Below are 17,198 nucleotides of genomic sequence, written 5' to 3' on the forward strand. Positions count from 1 at the left end.
GCTTTTCAATTATCAATACAATTTATCGATCACTTCATCTGCTATTGCATACTCATGTTCTGCCCCAGGAAATACTTCATCTTTGACTTCTTGAATATATTTATGAAATGCTTCTTTCATAACTTTACCAACATCTCCAAAATTCTTAACAAATTTAGGTTTATAGTCAGAGAACATTCCTAACATATCATGATATACCAATACCTGACCGTCACATCCAGCTCCAGCACCTATTCCTATTGTAGGAATTGTTAAGGATTCCGATATCAATTTCGCTAATTTAGCAGGAACACATTCTAGGACAACGCAAAATGCACCTGCTTCCTCCACTGCCTTTGCATCTTCTATTAACCTCTTCGCATCTTTTTCTTCTTTTCCCTGTACTTTATAGCCACCAAACGCATGAACAGACTGTGGTGTCAGACCAATATGTGCCACGACTGGAATGGATGCTTTCACAATGGCTTTAATTTGAGGCACTATATCTATTCCTCCTTCAAGCTTCACTGCTGCTGCTCCACCTTCCTTCATAATACGACCTGCATTCACAACAGCATCATAAACGGAAGCCTGATATGACATAAATGGCATATCTGTCACTACCATAGCATCTTTCACTCCTCTAACTACGGACTTGGTATGGTATATCATATCTTCTACTGTGACCGCTATTGTATTTTCATATCCTAGCATAACATTCCCTAAAGAATCTCCAACTAGAATCATATTGATTCCTGCACTATCAATTAATTTTGCCATTGAATAATCATATGCGGTAAGCATTGATATTTTGTCTTTCTTTCTTTTTTGTTCTTGAATTGTTGTAATTGTATTCTTCATCATATACTCCTTTCACTCACAAAAAAATATCTCGTAATGCCAGGTTTCATGCTAACTCATTTTCCATTTCTTCATAATTCAATTGAGCATTCTTTTCCATTCCTACTTTAATCAAAATGGTCGATAATCTTTTATAAATTTCTTTTTCTTCTCCTTCCAGCACCTGAAGATGTTTACGGATCGTTTCAACATCATTCCTCTCAACAGGACCGGTCAGTGAAGAAATCACTCCATTTTCGATAATATGCTCCACATTGTTCTTCATTAAAGGTGCTAACGCACTAAGAGCCTGTTCTTTTTCAAAACCACATTGCTGCAACAGATTCTGTCCACATGAAGCCAATGCAACTACGAAATTACTCATAAATACTGCTGCAGCATGGTATTTCGCCTTATCATGTGCCTGAATTATTTGTACTTGATTTCCTAACCTTTGAAACATCTGTTCAAAATAATTCAAATATGTACTACTGCCTTCAATTGTAAATAGTGCCTGAGAAAGCTCTTTGTAAGAATTACGTTTGCTATGAATAGCAAAGAGCGGGTGGATCGAATAGCCGAATGCCTTACATTGACTAATTTCCGAAAAGATGGTTGATGCATAAGAACCACTACAATGACAAATAATTTTCCCTTCTATAGACAGCAATTTCATTTCTTCCCATACTTTTGTAATGATTCCGTCTGGAACGGTAAGAAAGAGTATATCACAATCCTCCACAATATGTTCCACTTCTTTATATACAATTGTATCTGTAAATTCTGCTGCTTCTTTGGCTGAATCCGGATTCTTGCTATAATATCCCATAACGCCTTCGTGATTTTCCACTAAATATCTGCCTAAAGAAAATCCTACTTTTCCAGCTCCAATAAATCCTATCTTTTTACTTATATTCAACCGATCACCTCCTATGTCCGGAGGGATTATGAGTCTCATTCCAACTGGATATGAGCTGTCTACATTAATCTAATTACTATTATTAAGGTATAGTTTCTTTTCGGAATACTATCCGTAAATAATATAACATTTATAAAATATAATGTAAACCTTTTCTTAATATTATTTTTCCAATTATTAATTATAGAGAAAAATTTTACTAATTGATAAGATTCAATAGGAAAATAGTACTAATTTGGTTTTGGCTATTGCTTTTCTAATGAATTAAGTATATTATAGTACTAAATAAAGATTTAGCAAACTTGTTGAAAAGCAAGGACGCAAAGCCAAGGGTCTAAACTATCTCAATAGTATGACAGCCGGTTGCCTTCTATTTATTTTATTTAGTCGTATTCCGAAGTCCTTTGGCAAATGCTGACAGGATTTTTTTCTTTGTTTATAAATAAAATGTAAGAATGAAAAGGTAAACCTGTTGAAAAGCAGGGACACAAAGCCATAGGGTCTAAGCCATAAGGTATGACAGCCGGTTGCCAATTCTTCGGTGTTTAAACAACTCGTTTGAACCCAATGATTGGCCATCAAATAGAATGGAGGAATCGAAATGAAACGGTTTAAACGATTATTTTTTGTTGTTTTAACTCTGATTTTAATTACTGGTACTTCGTTACCAGATATTACAACTTATGCTGCATCTACAAAAAAAACGGTAGTTAACTCCAGAAAGTTAAAACTGAAGAAAAAAACACTTTCTTTAACAAAAGGAAAGAAAGCAACTTTAAAGCTTGCTGTTAATAAAACTAATAGGAAAGTTAAATGGTACTCTTCTAAAAAATCAGTAGCTACTGTAAATAGTAAAGGAAAAATCACAGCAAAAGCTGTTGGCAAAACAACTATAACAGTAAAAGCCGGACGTTATAAAGCCAAATGCAAAATCACAGTAAAAAAAGCAGCTAAAAAGAAGAAAGCTTCGAAATCTTCTTTCGAAAGAAAGATTGATAACAATATCGATTCCTATAATAATTTTATTCATGATGTTTTAAAATACACGAATCAATATCGTGTTAAAAATGGAAAAGCCAAACTTAAACTCAATTCAAATCTTACTTACATTGCATCCTACCGTTCTTTAGAAATGGCAAAAACCAATGACCTGTCTCACACCAGACCAAATGGTACTACAGTAGGTAGTTTAGTTAGAGCAAATAATATTGATTATCGAATATTAGGTGAGAATATTGCGTGTTATCAATTTACCGCTAAAGAAGTTGTCAATGACTGGTATCAGTCCACCGGCCACCGTGAAAATATGTTAAGTGATTCTTATTCAAAAATTGGAGTGGGAATTGCAAAAACAAAGGATGGCTACTACTACTGGACTCAAATATTTACTAATTAAGGCCTCAAGATAATTTATATAGTTCACACACCAAAAAATACACGTCATGCACGTGTATTTTTTATTTCTTACCATCACAGATATTATAAATTTTTAGTAATCCTCAATCTAGACATTGCACGAGCCAAAGAAGCTTTGGAATGCTTATACTGTTGTGTACTCATTTTTTGACGTAACTGCTCCTCTGCTCTTTCTTTCGCAGCCAACGCTCTCTTTACATCTATCTCTTCCGGATATTCTGCTGTATCTACAATTATAGTAGTAATATTATCTTCTATTTCAGCAAAACCAATTCCTATGACTGCATGTATCCAAGTTTCATCCTCTTTCATAATTCTTATTTCACCTGTATCCAAAGCTATCACCATATTTTCATGATTTGCCATCACAGTCATTTCTCCATCTATTGCCGGTACGATTAGTATATCGCATTTTCCATCAAAAAAAACTTTATCACTTGCTATTACTTTTAAACTGAATGAAATCACGATTATTTCCTTCCTTATTCATCTATAGAATGGATACTTTTAGCCTTATGAAAAACGTCATCAAGTGTTCCGACCATAAAAAAAGCAGCTTCTGGATATTCATCCATCTCTCCTTCTACAATGGCTTTAAAACCACGAATTGATTCTTCTATCGGCACATATTTTCCTGGAGTACCAATAAAATTTTCCGCCACATAAAAAGGCTGCGACAAAAACCTTTGTATCTTTCTGGCACGATAGACAGCCAATTTATCTTCTTCTGAAATTTCCTCCATGCCCAGTATTGCAATAATATCTTGAAGTTCTTTATATCTTTGCAAAGTCTCTTGTACTTTTCTAGCTGTTTCATAATGCTCCTTACCTACAATATCTTCTTCTAAGATTCTTGAATTGGATTCTAACGGATCTACTGCAGGATATATTCCCTGCTCGACAATCTTTCTAGACAATACAGTAATTGCATCCAGATGTGCAAATGTAGTCGCAGGCGCCGGATCTGTTAAATCATCTGCTGGTACATATACCGCTTGAACTGAAGTGACAGAACCATTTTTAGTAGAGGCAATACGTTCTTGCAATTCACCTATTTCCGTAGCCAAAGTTGGTTGATATCCAACTGACGAAGGCATACGTCCTAATAGAGCAGAAACTTCAGAACCTGCTTGTACATACCGAAAAATATTATCAATAAATAATAATACATCCTGCTTTTGTATATCGCGAAAATACTCTGCCATGGTCAAACCGGTTTCAGCAACTCTCATACGTGCTCCCGGCGGTTCATTCATTTGCCCAAATACTAATGCTGTTTTTTCTAAAACTCCAGAATCTTTCATCTCCTTCCATAAATCATTTCCTTCTCTCGAACGTTCTCCTACTCCGGTGAAAATTGAATAACCACCATGTTCTGTAGCAATATTGCGAATCAACTCTTGAATCAATACTGTTTTTCCAACACCTGCTCCACCAAATAAACCAATCTTTCCACCTTTTACATAAGGAGCAAGTAAATCGATCACTTTGATTCCGGTTTCTAACATCTCTACTTTAGAACTCTGTTCTTCAAATGAAGGTGCCTCTCTATGAATATTCCACAACTCTTTTGCTTCTAATGGTTCCCCACCATCAATGGTTTCTCCAATTACATTGAATATTCGTCCTAGAGTACACTTACCTACCGGCACTCTAATACCAGATCCAACAGTGGATACTTCTATATCTTTACCAAGACCCTCACTGGAATCCAGCATAATACATCTCACTGTATTATGCCCTATATGATGTGAGACCTCCATAACACTACGTTTTTTGCCATTGTCAACAACTAACGCATCATTGATATAGGGAAGAACATTGCTATCAAATTCGACATCCACAACCGATCCTAAAACTTGTACTATTTTTCCAGTATTCATAATGATAAACTCACTATTGTGAGAGCCCTCCTCTCTACTTTATTACTTCTTGCGATTCTTTGTCTTCGCACCACTGACTACTTCCGTAACTTCCTGAGTGATTGCAGCCTGCCGCGCTCTATTATACTTGATGGACAATTCTTTTAACATTTCATTTGCATTTCTAGTTGCTGCTTCCATCGCTATCATTCTTGCATTTTGTTCACTTGTATAAGCTTCTACCAATGCACCAAAAATAACACCTGAAATATAGTCAGGAATAATACTATTCATTACACTATCAGGATTTGGATAAAAAAATGACTCTTCCCTAAGATTATCTGTAGATTCTTCACTAAAACTATATTTTTTTTGCGGAAGTAATGGCAATACCTGCGTTTCTGAATGTAATGCATTTATCATTTTAGTAAAAATTAAATAGATTTCATCTAAATTATAATTTAAATATAAATCCACCATTTTTTCCGCAATGACCCTTGCTCGATGCATCGTTGGACTTTGTACGGTATAATGAAATAAATGATCTATAATATATCCTTTCTTTTCAAAATAATGTCTTCCATATTCTCCTAATACAAATAACGAGTTCTTTTTTGTTTTCCGGATTTTATACTGTTCAAGAACTGTCTTAATTACATTATGATTATAGGAACCTGCTAAACCTTTATCTGCTGTTATTACAATATACCCGATCTTTCTTTCTTCATCTCTTATATTCATTCGCTGATCAAAATAAATATTCTCTAAATCAGGAGCATGCCTCAAAATTCTTTTTGCCACATCTTGAATTCCAAAAAAATAAGGCTCTGTATCAGCAAGATTTTTCTTCGCTTTTTTCATTTTTGAAGAAGAAATCAAATACATGGCATTTGTAATTTTCATAGTATCTTGTATACTGCCTATTCTGTCTTTTATTTCTTTTGAACTTGCCATAATCAGTACCTGCTTTTATATTCTATTATGATTTCTAATATTTTTTGAATTTGTTCATCCGTTAATTCTTTTTTTTCTTCAATTTCTTTTCCAACTTCAGGATACATGGTATCAAAATAAACCAAGATATCCTTCAAGAACTCCTTTAGTTTGCTTATTTCAATATCTACAAATAATCTTTTATTCGCAGCGCACAAAGTAATGACCTGTTGATGTAGTTCTAAAGGCTGATATAATGGTTGTTTCAATAGTTCCACTAATCCTCTTCCATATTGCAATTGTTCTTGTGTGACTGTATCTAAATCTGCACTGAATTGAGTAAATATCTCCATCTCTCGATATTGAGCCAAATCAATGCGGATACTGCCTGAAACTTTTTTCATAGCCTTAGTCTGTGCTGCACCTCCTACACGTGAAACTGACAAGCCAACATTAACCGCAGGACGCATACCAGAAAAAAACAAATTACTTTCTAAAAAAATCTGTCCATCTGTGATAGAAATAACATTTGTAGGAATATATGAAGATACATCTCCTGCCTGAGTCTCCACAATCGGCAGAGCTGTAATGGAACCTCCCCCATACTCCTCACTCAAGCAACTTGAGCGTTCCAATAATCTGGAATGTAAATAAAACACATCGCCCGGATAGGCTTCACGGCCAGGAGACCGCTCTAATAATAATGACAATGCACGATAAGCAACTGCATGTTTTGATAAATCATCATAAACAATCAACACGTCTTTCCCCTTGTACATAAAATACTCAGCCAGAGCAGTACCTGAATAAGGTGCAATATATTGTAGGGATGCCGGTTCGCTGGCAGTAGAGGATACAACAATACTATAATTCATAGCTCCATATTTTTTTAATGTAGAAACAGTTTTTGAAATAGTTGATTTCTTTTGTCCAATTGCAACATAAATACAAATAACATCTTTCCCTTTTTGATTTATAATTGTATCTATTGTAATTGAAGATTTTCCAGTTTGACGGTCACCTATTATTAGCTCTCTTTGGCCTCGTCCAATTGGAAACATCGCATCAATAGATAAAATACCAGTTGCTAATGGAACACTGACAGACTTTCGTTCCACTATCCCCGGAGCCTCGTTTTCTATGAATCGATAGTCAGCAGCAGTTATTTCACCTTTCCCATCAATAGGCGCTCCTTGGGCATCTACTACTCTGCCGATAAAATTCTCCCCTACTGGGATTCCAGCCATTTTCCCAGTACGAATGACTCGAGTCCCTTCTTTCATCCCTATAACTCTTCCAAACAAAATACATCCAATTTCCTCTCTTCTGATATCTTGGACCATACCCTTTACTCCAGTATCAAAGATAACAATTTCCCCATACATTACATGATCCAATCCATCAACAACAGCAATCCCATCACCGATCCATTTGACAATTCCTATTTCATGTTTCTTTAGATCAAACTCTGTTGCTGCAATTTCACTTTTTAGTATTGTAATAATCTCATCCGAACTATTCAACGAACTCCCTTTTGAAGTAAGTTTTTGTTCCATACTTTTCAGGCGACCTATCATACTCCAGTCGTACTCTTGATTACCAATACGGATTTTAAATCCACCAATAAGACTTTTATCTTCAATGAACTTCATTTCTATTGATTCTTTTTGAAATTTTTTACATAAAAATTCTTTCACTTTATTTATTTGTTCTATATTTGGATAAACCGTATAATAAATAGTCGCTATTAATTTACTACTGTCTTTTTCTTTCATTCCTTCGTATACTTTAATAATATCATCAAAAATATCCATATTTTGATTATCACAGAGTATCTTTAAATAATCTCTCATATTCTTTGGGAACACTTTATCAATAATATTATGTTTTTTCTCAATAGGAATATCATTATTTATGAAATTTTCTTTTATTTGAGGAACTGCTTCTAAAATGTCAATTGTTTGCTGAATCATTTCTTTGGGAACAGATAATCCATACAGTGTTTTTGCATAATCAATTGTTGTTTTTGTCATTTAATTCACCTGCTTTTACTATAAATTGATCATAAAGTGCTTGATTTTCCTGCTCATGGAATTGTTCTCCAATTATTTTTGCTGCTGCCAGCATAGCAAGTTTGGTTATGTCTGCTTCTGCCTCTTTCAATATTTTTTTATGTTCAATATTAGCCATACTTTTTGCTTCTTCAATAATTTTGTCTGACTCAATATTAGCTTTCTCTATTATAAATTTATATTCTTTTTCTGCTTTCGCCTTTGCATTATCTAATATTACAATTGATTCATCTTTTAAAGACTTTAATTTTTCTTCATATTCACCTTTCATTTGTAAAGCTTGTTTTTCAACTAATTCTGCATTTTCAATTTGCTGATTAATTAACTCTTTTCTCTTTTCTATAATAGACATAACGGGACTATATAGAAATTTTTTCATCAAAAAATAAAGGGTCAATAAATTTATTATGGTAAAAATTACATTTGAATAATCTAATCTTATCACTTTCTTTATCTATCCTTTCTAACTTTTTTACCTTATAAACTCCTTTATTGTAGAAACACAATGATCAATACAGCAATGACGAATCCATAAATCGCTGTAGCTTCTGCCAGTGCACAGCCTAATAAAAGATTTCTACTAATCTTTCCTTCCGCTTCTGGCTGCCTTGCAATAGCTTCAGCAGCCTTAGATGTAGCAATCCCAATACCAACTCCTGCTCCAGCTCCTGTCAATACAGCGATACCTGCTCCAATTGCGATTAATGTTGAACCCATAAATTTTCTCCTTTTCATTTTACTCAATAGCCTCTTTTATAAATAACGAAGTTAAAAATACAAATACATAAGCCTGAATTACTCCATCAAAGATATCAAAAAATAAACTAAATGGAACCGGAATAACGACCGGTATTAAAATTTTAATTAATTCCATTACAACAAACGAACCTAATATATTACCAAAAAGCCGCATACAAAGTGATAATGGTCGAATAAATATTTCCAAAATATTAAAAGGTGTTATAATTGCAATTGGATTTGTAAACGATTTTATCCATTTCTTACCTCCCTTTTTTCGTATTCCAGCATACTCGACCAGAATAATGCTCATCAATGATAATGCTGCTGTTACATTCAAATCTTTTGTGGGCGGCTTAAATCCTAATATTCCAATTGTATTAGCAAATACTAAATAAAATAGAATGATAACTAAATAAGGAATATATTGTTTCCCAGCATCTCCTAAAATTCCATACAAAAATTCATTAATCCTATTTATTACTTCTTCTAATATAATCTGCCTTTTACTAATATTTTGTATATTTAAATTCTTTACTATAAGTATTGATATAAGTATCAACATTACCATAATAATCCAAGTTACTACTACAGATTCAGAAATAGAAATTCCATTAAATACAGGAATTGTAAATACGGTTTCACTATTAAGTTCTTCTAGCAATCTTTCGGTAAACTTCTCCGTATATTTCACCTCTCTTTAAACAAAAAATTATATTTAATATTGTGCACTATTTTAATATCCTGAATTCATCAAAATCTTCAATAAAAAAACTGATGTAAACCTATGAATAGGTATACACCAGTTTTTTATTTCTTTCCTCTATAAATTTGCTAACGGGATTCGCCCATATAAAACAATGCAATCGTACCAGGTCCTGAATGCGCTCCTATAGAAGGGCCTACATAATTAATTAAAAAGGAACTAATTCCAAATCTTTCTCTTACCATATCAGCCACATATTGAGCATCCTCTTCGGCATCACCATGGCTGATAAATACGATATCATTCTTGTCTTGATAGCTGCCTATCTGTTTCTCCATGCTATCTACAAGGGTGATCAGAGATTTTTTTCTTCCTCGTACTTTGCCACTTGGTACTAGATGTCCCTCATCATTCACATATAAGATTGGTTTAACATTCGCCATGGTTCCTAAAACAGCTTGTACTTTAGAAACTCTTCCGCCACGATATAAATGCTGCAGATCATCGACTGTAAAATTATGACATATATGTCTTATGTTAGCTTTTATCCAATCCGTTGTTTCCTCTATTGTCCGTCCCTGTTTTTTATGCTCTAATGCTTTATGAACCAGTAGACCTTGTCCCAAAGAAGCAGAAAGAGAATCTATTACTATAATCTTACTATTTGAATTTTCATCCATTACCTCTTCTGCTGCTAATCTAGCGCTGTTATAACTACCACTTAATCCCGAAGAAAAAGCGATATGCAAAATATCAACATTTTTCTCATTTATTATATTTTCAAAAATTGTTTTTGCTGCTTGGGGATTGACCTGAGAGGTCGTTGGCATGGACCCATTTCTCATCTTAGAATAAAATTCTTCATATGGAAGCTCATGATCTTTATCATATGTCACTCCATCAATTGTATACGATAAAGATAAAATACCAATCTCATTTTCTTCTATATAATAATTAGGTAAATCAGCATTTGTATCCGTAGTAATAACATAATCCTTCATCCTAAACCTCCTGGATTTTTCTTTTTATCTTATCACTTATTTATTCTTTTTTCAATGATTACCACTCCAACAGAGTTGCCCCCCATGTCAAACCTGCACCGAAACCTGCCATTACTATTTTTTGTCCAGGTTTTAACATACCTTTTTGGTTCATTTCATCTAATACGATCGGAATACTTGCTGCCGAAGTATTTCCACACCTATCTACATTGACCGGTATTTTTTCTTCCGGAATATTTAAACGCTTCATGATTGATTGTATAATCCTTATATTCGCCTGATGCAAAACAAACCAATCAATGTCCTCAACACGTAATCCTTCTTTTTCTAAAACCTCAAGAATAATTTGAGGTACTTTTTTTACTGCAAATTTAAACACTTCCTGCCCATCCATTTTGATATAATCAATCTTTTCAGAACTTTTCAAAAAAAGATTCTCAACAGGACGGCTTTTACAAGTCAATACCTCTCCTTTTGCTCCTTCAGATCCTTGAACACATTGTAAAATTCCTACTTCATCTTTTCGTACAACAGTGGCAGCACCACCATCTCCAAACAACACACAAGTTGATCGATCATTCCAATCCGAAAGTTTTGACAATGTCTCTACCCCTACAATCAATGCGGTTTGATAGATTCCGCTCTGTATATATAAATTTGCCGTATTAAGTGCAAATACAAATCCTGAACATGCTGCATTAATATCAAAAGCAGTAGCATTAACAGCACCTATTTCACATTGTACCTGACATGCTGTACTCTGTATTAGCATATCAGCAGATACTGTTGCTACTATAATAAGATCTATCTCTTCCGGCAAAATATCAGCATTTTTCAATGCCAGCCTAGAAGCCTCTACAGCCATAGTCGTTGTAGTCTCTTCAACTGCAACTCTTCGCTCTCCAATACCTGTTCTTGAACGAATCCATTCATCGCTCGTATCCATAATTGTTTCCAAATAAGTATTTGTAACTATTTTCTGAGGAAGACAACTTCCTGTTCCTATTATTCTTGTTTTCATATTCGCTCCAATTATTTTGATTATCAAACTATTTTTTTCCTTTCAAAGTATATGACTAATTTTCAATTTTGTCAACCACTTTGCCGAATTTCTCTCACTTATACATATACAAGTATTGAAAAACTCTTTGCTCTAACAATTGTAGATACAAAGAGTTTTCATTATTTTCATTTTCTATATATTTTCTTTAATTGTTTGAATAACTTGAGTATACTCTTCATCACTTAAGTATACTTTATCCGGATTCATTGCAAATGTAACTCCCCATTCAAACTCATCTTTGTATTTGGGAACCAAATGAAAATGCATATGACCTGCTGTATCTCCATAAGCTCCAATGTTGATCTTATCCGGATGAAAAGCCTTTTGCAGTGCATTTGAAACCTTATTCATATCTGCGAAATATCCATTTCTTTCTTCATCAGAAAGTTTGGTAATATCTGCATGATGGTCTTTTGCAGCTAAAATCACTCTTCCTTTATGACTTTGTTCTTTGAATAAATACAACTTACTGGAATCTAAATCACATATTTTAATTCCAAATTTTGCTACTAATTCCCCTTCCATACAATAAGCACAGTTTTGATCTTTCATTTTCCTTCTCCTTTTCCTTTGCTTTTTTTCAACTACTTCTTTGTAGTGCTTCCAAACCCGCCATTGCGTTCTGTTGTCACATCGTCGTCAATCGTAATTCCATATTCTACAAAAATTCCCTGCATAAATCCTTCTCCAGTCTTTATTTCCAAAATTTTGTCTTCATTAGAATCATTCGTTAATTTTGCATAAATATGACCTTCATTATCTGAATAAAAGTAGTCACTATCTATAATACCAACTGTATTATTTAATTGCAATCTGTATTTAAAACCCAGACCACTTCTTGGATAACATTTCAGTACCCATCCGGTCTCCATCTCAACCCTTATACCTGTTGGAATTTTAATTGTATCACCTGAGACTATAGTAAATGCAACGGGTGCATAAAAATCATAACCCGCAGAGCCTGACGTTGCTCTTTTCGGACATTGAATTTGATCATATATTTTTTGTACCTGTTCTTCACTTTCAGCTCCAAAAGTATCAATCCATGCATTTTTAAATTGTTGAAAACTTACTTTATGAAATCTTGCAATTCGTTTCATTTTATCTCCTTTTTCATTGCTTATTTATTCGTACACTCTATCTGACTATTATCTTACAAAACCTGATTTCGCATGTCAAGCTTTCGTAGAACAAACCTTCTTATGATTTTGAATCGATTTGGGAACATCAATGACTCTCTGATTGGTACTTCCCCTCCAATGTAATTGTGTATCTCTCTTATCACACTCATATTTACCGTCTACCAAAATATCAATATAATTCATTATTTCTAAATCCGAAATTTCTTCCCAAAGAAATCCGGTATACATCCATATTGTTTTATTTGGATAACACCTTTTTATTTCTTTTACTAAATCTGTAATTTTATTTCTATTTTCAACAAATAATGGATCTCCTCCACTTAATGTAATGCCCGAAACATAATCTTTATCTAATTCTTTAAATAATTCTTCTTTTGCATTATCATCAAATGGTAAACCCCCATTGGGATCCCATGTGATAGGATTTTGACATTCCTTACAGGAATGAGAACATCCTGCCACCCACAAAACTACACGTAATCCCTCTCCATTGAGCATATCATCTTTTGTTATATTATGGTATCTCATTTACATGCTTTTCCTTTCAGCAATTTCCGCCATTTTAGCTTCATTTAATCTTGTGTCGCCTTTTACCCTTGAATAGGATAAATAGCCATTCATTCGATCAATTTTCGTTAAATTTTTACTACCGCAATTGGGACATACATCCATCTCCAACTGTTGGTAACCACAATCGTCACAATATGCCAAAGACATATTCACTCCTTCATAAAAACCCATATCCATAGCTCTGCGAATTAATGTCCGAATTGCTTCTAAATTATAATCAATCGGATATTTTACATATTGTATCTTCCCACCATTCGAAAGTTCCCAGAAACGATATTCCAAATCTTGTTTTTCTATTGGTGTAATATTTTCTGTTACATGGCAATGGAATCCGTTGCTGACATATTCACGGTCTGAGACATTCTCAATAATGCCATATTTTTTACGAAATTGTTTTATTTGTAATCCACATAAATTTTCTGCCGGTGTTGCATAGATAGCATATAGGTTACCGTCTTCTTCTTTAAATTCATTTATTTTTTTATTAATATGTTCTAAAACTTCAAGAGCAAATTTCCCGTCTTCCACCAACGATTTTTGGTTATGAAGCTGTTGTAGTTCATTCAAAGCTGTAATCCCAAAGGACGAGGTGGCAGATTTCAGTAGTGGTTTTATTTTATCATGTAAACTCAAATGTCCCCCATAAAATCCACCTTCACAATACGCTAATGGATTGGTAGAAGCGCGCATCTCTCCTAAATATGCATAAGTTCTAATATGCAGTTGTCGAATTAAGTTCAAGTAATAATCCAATACTTCATAAAAATCTTTATTCTCCTGCTTCGCTTTGGCATATATCATTGGAAGATGTAAACTTACAACACCAATATTAAATCTTCCTACAAATACGGGACAATCCTCTTTTCCCTTTGGGTACATTCCACCTTCTCTAAACCAAGGAGATAAAAATGCACGACATCCCATCGGGCTTATTATTTCTCCATATTCTTTATATATACTTGGAACATAACCTTTGCCAGTGAGACTTAACCAATCCGGATACATCGATTTACTGGAACATTGTACACCTGCTTCAAAAACTTCTTCCAAGTCTTTTCCTGGTCCATGCAGGTTCTCATCATATAAAAATACAATTTTGGGGAATAGTACTGGCTTTTTGCATTCTTTCTTTCCTTGACCTTTTCTTCTAACGTTCAACATACAAATCGAAGCCATTTGGGCAAACTTCCCTGTTCCTGTTCCTATCGTTACAGTTATAAATGGATAATCACCCCGGCTGGATGCCACTGTATTAAATTTATATTCCCAGCCTTGAAATCCCTGCTCAAATTCCTTTTTTACATCTTTCCATGCCTCTTCTTCAGCAACTTCTTTCCTTACACCCATTTCGTTATACTTTTTAATATATTTATCATATGATTTTTCTGCATATGGCTCTAACAATATATCGGCGCAGGGAACAGTAAAACCTCCGTACTGCTGACTGGCTGCACTTAAAACAATATCACCAATTACATCAAAAGCTACTTCCAGTGTTTTTGGTTCGTTATACCAAAGGTTCCCCATTTCAAAGCCACCGGTCAAAACAGATTTGACATCAAACAAACAACAATTCATTGTATCACGTCTGGATGACATATCATGTACATAAATATAACCATCTCTACATGCTTGTATTTCTTCCGTAGTCATAAAAAACTTTTGATATAATTCTTTATTTAATTGATTAAATATCAAACTTCTCTTAGTAGAAACTAAAGCACTGTCTGTATTACTGTTTTCTTTATCTCCGATATACATAATTGATTGGCTCTTTTTATATACTTCATCCAGCATTTGAACAAAATCCTGCTTATAATTTCTATAGTCTCTATAACTCTTCGCTACAATAGGATTTACCTTTTCTAAAGCTCCTTCAACAATATTATGCATTTGAGAAATTTGTATTTCTGTAAGATTCATTTCTTTGACTTTTTCTTCTACAAATTTACAAATATAATCAAAATCATTTTGAGTAAATTTTACCAACGCGCGATAAGCTGATTTGTTCACTGCTACAATTACTTTTTGTACATTAAATTCTTCTCTTGTACCATCTTTTTTAATGACATAGACCTGATTATCTTTCATACTAATCCCTGCTTTCTTTCCTAATTCACTTTTTATCCTTATACACGAGCACAATATTTGGTGTTTTTTATTCTGGCCACCACATCATGTTGTATCTTGTTCTAGAAATATACTAGCATCTTTCGAAATCTTCGTCAATATATAAAATTACCAAATTTTTATTGTTAACAACGCCTCCGGAAACTAATTAAATACCAATAGATTATTTATTATTGCAAATCCTCTTATTTTTCATTTTTGCAAATGTTAACAATATGTCAAAAAAATATATTAAGCAAAAATTAAAATAAAATAACTTGAACCCCCAAAAAAATATTTGTATAATGTAGAAAAAAAGTAAAGGAGATTCGTTTATGTTAAAAAAAGTCTTAAGGGTAAATGTAATTGTAAGTTTATTATTAGTTATTTCTATTAGTATGACTGGATTAATACCAACAACTGCATATGCAAGTAGCTATACCACCAAAACAACAAAAAAAAGTTCGTATACTGTTTTAGGAACCTACTATTTGTCAAAAAAAGCTGTAGCAAACATGGCGAAAAAAATGAGAGCTGTGACAAGTCCTTCTGCTACAATTATTGAAGGACTTCTGGGGCTTACGAGTCCACATGCAACACTAGCAATGATTGCTGTTGCTTTATCAGCATCAGCAGTATCTAAAACTGAAGTTCTTTATGCCGCAGACCATGGAATGAGAGTAAAAGTAACAATCATAGATTATTCTCCACATACATCGTATTCAACTGTTGTAAAATTTTTGGCTGTAAAATAAATTAATGAAATTCCAAAAGCTTTTAGAGATAAAAAGAGAGTACTACACTATAAAATCTAATTTTTTTAGACGAACTGTAGCACTCTCTTCTTATGTTCTCATATCTAAAGAATTATAACTATAATTTCTTAACTTAATGACGTTTACACTAATTCAAATAAACTAATTTTTCAATTGGTTTATCAGCTAATTCTATGTTCTGTAAATACAATACCGGACCTTTATCTTTATACTCTTTTACATATTCATATCGAAACTCTGCTGTAACTCTAACCCAGTCTCTATGACGAAAATCAACTTTTTGTTCACTTTTACATAGGAACCCAAAAAATGTAACGTCATCTTCACAACAAGCCATAACAAATCTTCCCGGAATAAATGAACGTTCGTCTAATTCCTTCTTTTTATATAGAATAGCTCGAAATGTTATTTTTTTACCAATATATTTTTGTGGATAATCCAAAGCATCTAAATACCATATTCCATAATCATCATCATCAATAACAAGGGAATCTTTTTCCGTCTCAAATGGTAATATATCTTCCATTGAATTATCAATCTCCCCTGATTCTAATTCATAAACAATCTGTGCTTTTCGGTTGATTGCTTTGATGCTGCGACGAAATTTGGATTTAGGCGTAGTTTCATTACATCGGTTAATGATAATTAAATCCGAATCAAATAGCTGTTCTAATATCATTGATCGCATATTACTAAGATATATATCAAATGTAGTGGCATCAATAAGAGAAATAATTTCTCCTATCACCCATCCTTTTGGCATAGCTGCGTCTAATATTGGTTCCAAATCCCAAGTACCATTATACTCAATTAAAACTTGATCCGGTTCATATTTAAGTTCTAAACCAAATAGTAAGTTTTCGTTGAATTGTTCAGGTTCTTCTATCCAATAGGTGTCTATATTATTTTCCCTTAAATATTCGTTATCGTATTCGACTTCCCCCTCTTCACAAATAATTAAGAGAGTTCTTATCCCCTTAACAAATTCGGGATCTTTCAGTGTTTCCTTTATGACTGTTGTTTTACCACTTTCAAGAAAACCGGTAAATAAATAGATAGGAATTTCCACTTC

General features: G+C 33.5%; 18 protein-coding genes and 2 riboswitches. Of the genes, 2 read left to right on the plus strand and 16 right to left on the minus strand.

The window, feature by feature from the left end; all coding sequences use genetic code 11:
- Positions 1–12: 12 nt before the first annotated feature.
- The gene (gene panB, locus DWV06_RS02255) at positions 13–840 is read right to left on the minus strand and encodes a 3-methyl-2-oxobutanoate hydroxymethyltransferase (RefSeq protein ID WP_115480567.1); all 828 of its coding nucleotides are present in this window, start codon (positions 838–840) and stop codon (positions 13–15) included.
- Between the two features lie 46 nt (positions 841–886).
- Entirely contained in the window at positions 887–1,738 is an 852-nt protein-coding gene (locus DWV06_RS02260; protein ID WP_235828881.1) for a Rossmann-like and DUF2520 domain-containing protein, read from the minus strand.
- Between the two features lie 285 nt (positions 1,739–2,023).
- Positions 2,024–2,109, plus strand: a riboswitch (cyclic di-GMP riboswitch).
- 81 nt (positions 2,110–2,190) lie between these two features.
- Positions 2,191–2,273: riboswitch (cyclic di-GMP riboswitch) on the plus strand.
- A 66-nt stretch (positions 2,274–2,339) separates the two neighbouring features.
- Between DWV06_RS02260 and DWV06_RS02265 the strand changes: the two genes are divergently transcribed.
- A complete protein-coding gene (locus tag DWV06_RS02265; protein ID WP_115480569.1) occupies positions 2,340–3,134 on the plus strand; it encodes a CAP domain-containing protein in 795 nt (264 codons plus the stop codon).
- Positions 3,135–3,217: 83 nt separating this feature from the next.
- On the opposite strand, the gene atpC is transcribed toward DWV06_RS02265, so the two are convergent.
- The 13 genes from atpC to nrdD all read right to left on the minus strand — a co-directional run bounded on the left by atpC (position 3,218) and on the right by nrdD (position 15,332).
- Positions 3,218–3,622: an ATP synthase F1 subunit epsilon gene (atpC, locus tag DWV06_RS02270; protein ID WP_115480570.1), complete on the minus strand. Its 405-nt coding sequence runs from the start codon at positions 3,620–3,622 to the stop codon at positions 3,218–3,220.
- Positions 3,623–3,636: 14 nt separating this feature from the next.
- Positions 3,637–5,037 (minus strand): F0F1 ATP synthase subunit beta, encoded by a 1,401-nt coding sequence (atpD, locus tag DWV06_RS02275; protein WP_115480571.1) that lies wholly within the window; start codon positions 5,035–5,037, stop codon positions 3,637–3,639.
- A 42-nt stretch (positions 5,038–5,079) separates the two neighbouring features.
- Complete coding sequence (gene atpG, locus DWV06_RS02280) at positions 5,080–5,970, minus strand: ATP synthase F1 subunit gamma (protein WP_115480572.1); 891 nt, start codon at positions 5,968–5,970, stop codon at positions 5,080–5,082.
- 2 nt (positions 5,971–5,972) lie between these two features.
- A complete protein-coding gene (gene atpA / locus DWV06_RS02285; protein ID WP_115480573.1) occupies positions 5,973–7,982 on the minus strand; it encodes a F0F1 ATP synthase subunit alpha in 2,010 nt (669 codons plus the stop codon).
- Complete coding sequence (gene atpF, locus DWV06_RS02290; protein ID WP_115480574.1) at positions 7,963–8,466, minus strand: F0F1 ATP synthase subunit B; 504 nt, start codon at positions 8,464–8,466, stop codon at positions 7,963–7,965. Before atpF ends, atpA begins: the two co-directional genes overlap by 20 nt.
- A 44-nt stretch (positions 8,467–8,510) precedes the next feature.
- Complete coding sequence (gene atpE / locus DWV06_RS02295) at positions 8,511–8,738, minus strand: ATP synthase F0 subunit C (RefSeq protein WP_115480575.1); 228 nt, start codon at positions 8,736–8,738, stop codon at positions 8,511–8,513.
- Between the two features lie 19 nt (positions 8,739–8,757).
- A complete protein-coding gene (locus DWV06_RS02300; protein ID WP_115480576.1) occupies positions 8,758–9,453 on the minus strand; it encodes a F0F1 ATP synthase subunit A in 696 nt (231 codons plus the stop codon).
- 140 nt (positions 9,454–9,593) lie between these two features.
- Positions 9,594–10,466 (minus strand): DegV family protein, encoded by an 873-nt coding sequence (locus DWV06_RS02305; protein WP_115480577.1) that lies wholly within the window; start codon positions 10,464–10,466, stop codon positions 9,594–9,596.
- 58 nt (positions 10,467–10,524) lie between these two features.
- Positions 10,525–11,487, minus strand: coding sequence for a beta-ketoacyl-ACP synthase III (locus DWV06_RS02310; RefSeq protein ID WP_115480628.1), 963 nt, complete (start codon positions 11,485–11,487; stop codon positions 10,525–10,527).
- Between the two features lie 174 nt (positions 11,488–11,661).
- On the minus strand, positions 11,662–12,081 hold the full coding sequence (locus DWV06_RS02315; RefSeq protein ID WP_115480578.1) for an HIT family protein: 420 nt from the start codon (positions 12,079–12,081) through the stop codon (positions 11,662–11,664).
- Positions 12,082–12,113: 32 nt separating this feature from the next.
- Positions 12,114–12,629: a dCTP deaminase/dUTPase family protein gene (locus DWV06_RS02320; protein ID WP_115480579.1), complete on the minus strand. Its 516-nt coding sequence runs from the start codon at positions 12,627–12,629 to the stop codon at positions 12,114–12,116.
- Between the two features lie 75 nt (positions 12,630–12,704).
- A complete protein-coding gene (gene nrdG, locus DWV06_RS02325; protein ID WP_115480580.1) occupies positions 12,705–13,199 on the minus strand; it encodes an anaerobic ribonucleoside-triphosphate reductase activating protein in 495 nt (164 codons plus the stop codon).
- On the minus strand, positions 13,200–15,332 hold the full coding sequence (gene nrdD, locus DWV06_RS02330) for an anaerobic ribonucleoside-triphosphate reductase (RefSeq protein WP_115480581.1): 2,133 nt from the start codon (positions 15,330–15,332) through the stop codon (positions 13,200–13,202).
- A 353-nt stretch (positions 15,333–15,685) separates the two neighbouring features.
- On the opposite strand from nrdD, the gene DWV06_RS02335 reads away from it, so the two are divergent.
- Positions 15,686–16,105: a hypothetical protein gene (locus DWV06_RS02335; protein ID WP_115480582.1), complete on the plus strand. Its 420-nt coding sequence runs from the start codon at positions 15,686–15,688 to the stop codon at positions 16,103–16,105.
- Between the two features lie 148 nt (positions 16,106–16,253).
- On the opposite strand, the gene DWV06_RS02340 is transcribed toward DWV06_RS02335, so the two are convergent.
- Positions 16,254–17,195 carry a TIGR03943 family putative permease subunit gene (locus tag DWV06_RS02340; protein ID WP_115480583.1) on the minus strand — a complete coding sequence of 314 codons (942 nt, stop codon included), beginning with the start codon at positions 17,193–17,195 and terminating at the stop codon, positions 16,254–16,256.
- Positions 17,196–17,198: the final 3 nt, after the last annotated feature.

The organism is Anaerosacchariphilus polymeriproducens (assembly GCF_003363435.1).
GTDB classification, from domain to species: Bacteria; Bacillota; Clostridia; order Lachnospirales; family Lachnospiraceae; genus Anaerosacchariphilus; species Anaerosacchariphilus polymeriproducens.